Source organism: Treponema sp. UBA785 (assembly GCF_002297065.1).
Lineage (GTDB): Bacteria > Spirochaetota > Spirochaetia > Treponematales > Treponemataceae > Treponema_D.
This window is the reverse complement of record NZ_DBJD01000100.1, coordinates 1-4,587: the sequence shown is the minus strand read 5'-3', so window position 1 is coordinate 4,587 and position 4,587 is coordinate 1. Positions and strand designations below refer to the sequence as shown.

2 protein-coding genes are annotated in these 4,587 nt (G+C 33.7%); one reads left to right on the top strand and one right to left on the bottom strand.

Annotated elements, in window-relative coordinates; all coding sequences use genetic code 11:
• Positions 1 to 42: 42 nt before the first annotated feature.
• A complete protein-coding gene (locus tag B2X33_RS09355) occupies positions 43 to 2,217 on the bottom strand; it encodes an SGNH/GDSL hydrolase family protein (RefSeq protein WP_296669213.1) in 2,175 nt (724 codons plus the stop codon).
• A gap of 256 nt (positions 2,218 to 2,473) precedes the next feature.
• Here B2X33_RS09355 and B2X33_RS09350 point away from each other — a divergent pair.
• A partial coding sequence (locus tag B2X33_RS09350; RefSeq protein ID WP_296669212.1) for a substrate-binding domain-containing protein occupies positions 2,474 to 4,587 on the top strand: 2,114 nt, incomplete at its 3' end.

Below are 4,587 nucleotides of genomic sequence, written 5' to 3'. Positions count from 1 at the left end.
TTTTCGGCTGTTTTTATCTTACCTACTATTTTTTTACATATTCTATTGGATTAAACCTTTTACTAGTACGTTAGAAATTATAAATGTGCGTCCTGCATTTTCCTTTGTATCCTTGTATGCTGGATAAACTCTTATATAAAGCGATTTGCCATTTTCTACAGGAAGTCCAAGTGCGTCTGAACTATTCTTTGAACCGCCGGCAGAATTTGAACATAGAACTTCTTTTTGAGCAGTTTTCATTTCGCAAATTGGCTCTGGATTAGAAAAATCTTCATTTGTAGAATAATAAGCGCTCCAAGCCATATATGAACCACCAGAAGAACAGCAGTCAAAACTGATTTCGTTTACTGTAAGGTCAATACCACTGGCTGGAATTTCATATTCAATATAAACATCGTTCATTTTTGCACCAGTGTCGTTTACAGGCCAGACATTGCCGGGATTGTCGATTGTTACGCGGGCATAAGTTTCTGTGCCGATTGTTTTATTAGAAGATTTTATAAGACCATTAAGTCTAGTTTCTGCGGGAACAACATCCTCAGAAGTTGAAGTTGCGGCAACCGAAAAGCTGCCCCCCCCCGAAATCATAGGCCAATTTACCGTAAAATCCGTACCTGACACCGACAATTCTTTCCCTGCGCCTGAAAGAGCAATTTTTAAAGCAGAACCGTCAACTGTTCCTGCCGGAGTATTTCCAAAATCAGGAGTTACAGATGAATGAGTAACCGTTATATCGCCATTGTATGAAATTACTTCTGTTGGACTAAATTTTATAAATACTTCAGTTCCCATAAAATTTTCATCTGTTTCAATCGTTAAAACTGAATCAAAACTTCCGCTGTCAGAAAGGCTAAGCCCAAAACCTGAAGGAGCAGTAATCGTAATTGTTCCGCTTTTGTTTTGAAAATTAGAAATTCTAAAAGAAGTTGTTTTTGTTGCATTTGCAAGAATACGTCCAAAAGCAAGATTTGACTTATCAACCATAATTCTTGGCGAACAATCTTTTATATAAGAAGTCAAATATCCGTTTTTCTTTAATTCATCTGTAACAATTTTTCCAAGCTCAAGACCGCCCAGTGTTCTTTCGTGAGTGTTATCACTGTCTACATAAAAATATTTTTCCTTGCCTGCATTATTGTATTCTGCAACACGAACAGCGCTAAGTTCTGTCATATCAACAAGAATTGCGCCCTGTTTTTTGGCGGCAGCTTTCATTGCGGCAGGATAATTTCCACGAGGAGTAGAATCTCCTGTCATAGTTTTGTTTGACCAGTCGTGTTTTCCATAAGCGCTTACTTCTGAACCAAAATAATTACCGCGAACAAACGGAGTTACACAGATTGGAACCGCTCCAAGTTCACGTGCTTCAACAATATATTTTTCCATAAAGTCGTAGTGAGTTCCAGCAACTGTCTCATTTGCATTTTCAGAAGCAAAAGTAAACTGCGCTCCATAAGTTTTATCGCAGTCAGTCAATGCTCTTTGGTCATTATGTCCAAAAGAAAGAATTACAACTGATTTTTTTCCAGCCTCATTATTAGCCTGAATACGGCGCTTTACTTCTGGCCAACGAGAATCTTCATTATAGAAAAGTCTTGAAGAACGGCCGCCGTTTGCAATATCAGTTACAACATTTGCCTTTGTTTCATCAAAAAATTCCTTGAGAGCCTGTCCAAGGCCATACTGATCAGAATCGCTGGCAGAATAATCTCTCATAATTGAATCACCACAGCAGAAAATATCTATATTTTCAGAAATTGTTCTAAGGTCAAACGGATCTGACGAAACTCCCCTGTTCGGCTCTTCAATTTTTACTTTTAACTCTGCTTTTTTCGTTGAATCCGAAGATAAAGTTCCTGTTACAACAGTTTCGCCACCAGAAAGCGGAGTTAATTTTCCAGAAGAATTTATCGAGCATATATACGGATTTTCTACAGTCCAGGTTGCTTCTCCGTCCATTTTTAACGTTTTTGAAGCCGCAAGAGAAATATCTGTAAGAGTTAATTCTTTAGAATCTCCAGCTTTTAACAAATATTCAGTAGCTTCAGCATTCAAAACCTTTTCGTCGTCTGATTCATCTTTTTCCTGCTCACCATTTTGACTGCCAGACTCAATTTCTGTCTCTTCATTAGATTCGTCTAAATCAGAACAGCCGTTTAGACAAAAAATTGCTGCAAAAAGAAGAACTGCAAGTATATTTCTTATAATTTTTTTCATACAAAACCTCCTTAGAAATAAATACAAACTTCCTTAGTCAAAATATACTTTTTACCTTTTGGACAAAACCAGTATTTTTCAGAACTATTAAGTCATTTATAGATTATTATGTATAAAAGTATTCATTTTCGTATAAAATAAAAACAAACTGCTAATTCATTAAAAAAAACATACTCAATTACGCAAAATCAAAGTATAATTATGTATAAAAAAGCAATTATGATTTAGAAATTTTATAAAAAAAACGGAAAACTATATGAATTTTAAAATCTCCCAAAGAAAAGCATTCTTAACTGAACAAAAAAACAAAGGTCAAAGAATTACAATAGGATTTACCGGAATTGCCGACCTTCGTTCTTTTATTGCGCTAGAATACATCGAAGGCATGATGAAAGCCGCCGTTGACTACGATATAAACTTTATAAACATGGGAGCGGCAATAAAATATTCTCTTTTTGAAGACATAAATTTTGTAAATCACTATATGAAGAATTTCAATTTTATGAAAAAACCCTTTCTTGACGGAATAATAACCTGGGCCTCTTCATTAAGAGAATTTGTTGACAGCGAAAAAATTCTAGAAACTTTTAACAGTTTAAAACCGCTCCCAATGATAGACATAGGACATCTTGATATTCCTGGAGTTACAGCTCTCAGAATAGACAGCGATTCCTCAGTTCAGATGATTATGGAGCATCTTGTAAAAATTCACGGTTATTCAAAATTCGCATTTATAGGAGCAGACGTTTCTGAGCCGCACAGAAAACGACTTTCGGCGTATAAAAACGAATTAAAAAAATATGGGCTAAAAGAAATTGAAAATTCCGTTTATATGGCGAATTCCATGAGCGTGATTTCTCTTGCAAACACCGTAACCCGATTTTTGCAAGACCATGACATTCAAAAAAAAGAAATTGAAGCTATTGTAACGACAACCGACATTATTGCAGCAGAAGTTATAAATCAACTGGAAAAAAACGGTTTTAATGTTCCAAAAAATATTGCCGTTACAGGTTTTAACAATTGGTACGACGGAATAACCGCAAAAACTCCAGTTACAACAGTCAATCTTGAATATTTTAAGCGCGGTTACATGGCGGTTGAACTTTTAATCGACAAGATAATGAATCCAAACTCTACGTGCAAAATTGTAAGGGTAAAAACTTCACTTGTCATAAGGCAATCTTGCGGATGTTTTGAAAAAAGCGTGCAAAATGCAGGAAAAAAAATTGATTTAACAGAAGACGAGACAGAAATTTCAGAACAACAGTTAAGACAAAAATTATTTTATAAACTTTTGGAAATTTTCAAAACCGAAAAAGAAGTTGATATAGAAAATCTGGTAAATTCTTTTTTTAATGATGTTTATTTAAATCCCGAAAAAAGCTGCATGCTTGAATGGTTTCAAAATCATTTGCAAAAATATTCTCATATCGCTTCGTCAAATGCAGCTTACCTTCAAAATCTAGTTACAGGTTTTAGAAATATTTTTATTCCTGTCTTGAAAAATGAAAATCTTGAAACAATTTTAAGAATTGAAGGCATTTTTCATCAAATGAGAACTCTTATTACAATTTTTACAAAATACGAAACTTTGGCAGAAAGAGAAAATCCATACAGATTGAATAATATTTCGAAAAATGCTGTAGATTTAAGCGATGCAATGGATCTCGATGAAATAATTGAGCTTCTAAAAATGCAATTAAACGAAATGAATATATCAAAAGCATTTCTTGCCCTAAACGAGTCAAATTCTTCAAATATCAACGACACAAAAATAAGACTTATCTATCCAGAACCAAAAGAAGAATTAAAACAAAAATTGCAGTTTAAAATTCACGAGCCATATCAATTTCCTAAGAGCTTTTTTATGGATACAAGATATTCATTAATGCTGGAAGTGCTGCATCATTCTGATAAATATTTTGGTTACATTTTTTTGGAAATGAAATTTTTAAATATTGCTTATTATGATGTTGTAAGATTGCTTTTAAGCAACGCTTTGTATTCTGTAAGAATAAAAAAAGCTGATGAAAAAAATGATTTTTTACTTGAAACTTCAGAAATCAACAGACTGTTAAAAAAACAAAATCCAGCTGAATCAAAAAGAAACCGAATAACCGTAAAAAGTTTAACCGACTATTTACAAAAAAATATTTCTGAAAAAACAAATCTCGAAAAAATCGCAGAACATTTTATGGTTAGCCGAAGCTACCTTTCAAAAAAAACAAAAGAACTTACAGGCTGCTCTGTTCAGGAATTGCATGAAAAGATGAAAATTGAACAGGCAAAAAAAATGCTTCTTTCTGATAATTTTTCGATTTTTGATGTTACTGCAGCTCTTGGATTTGCAAATCAAAATTACTTTTC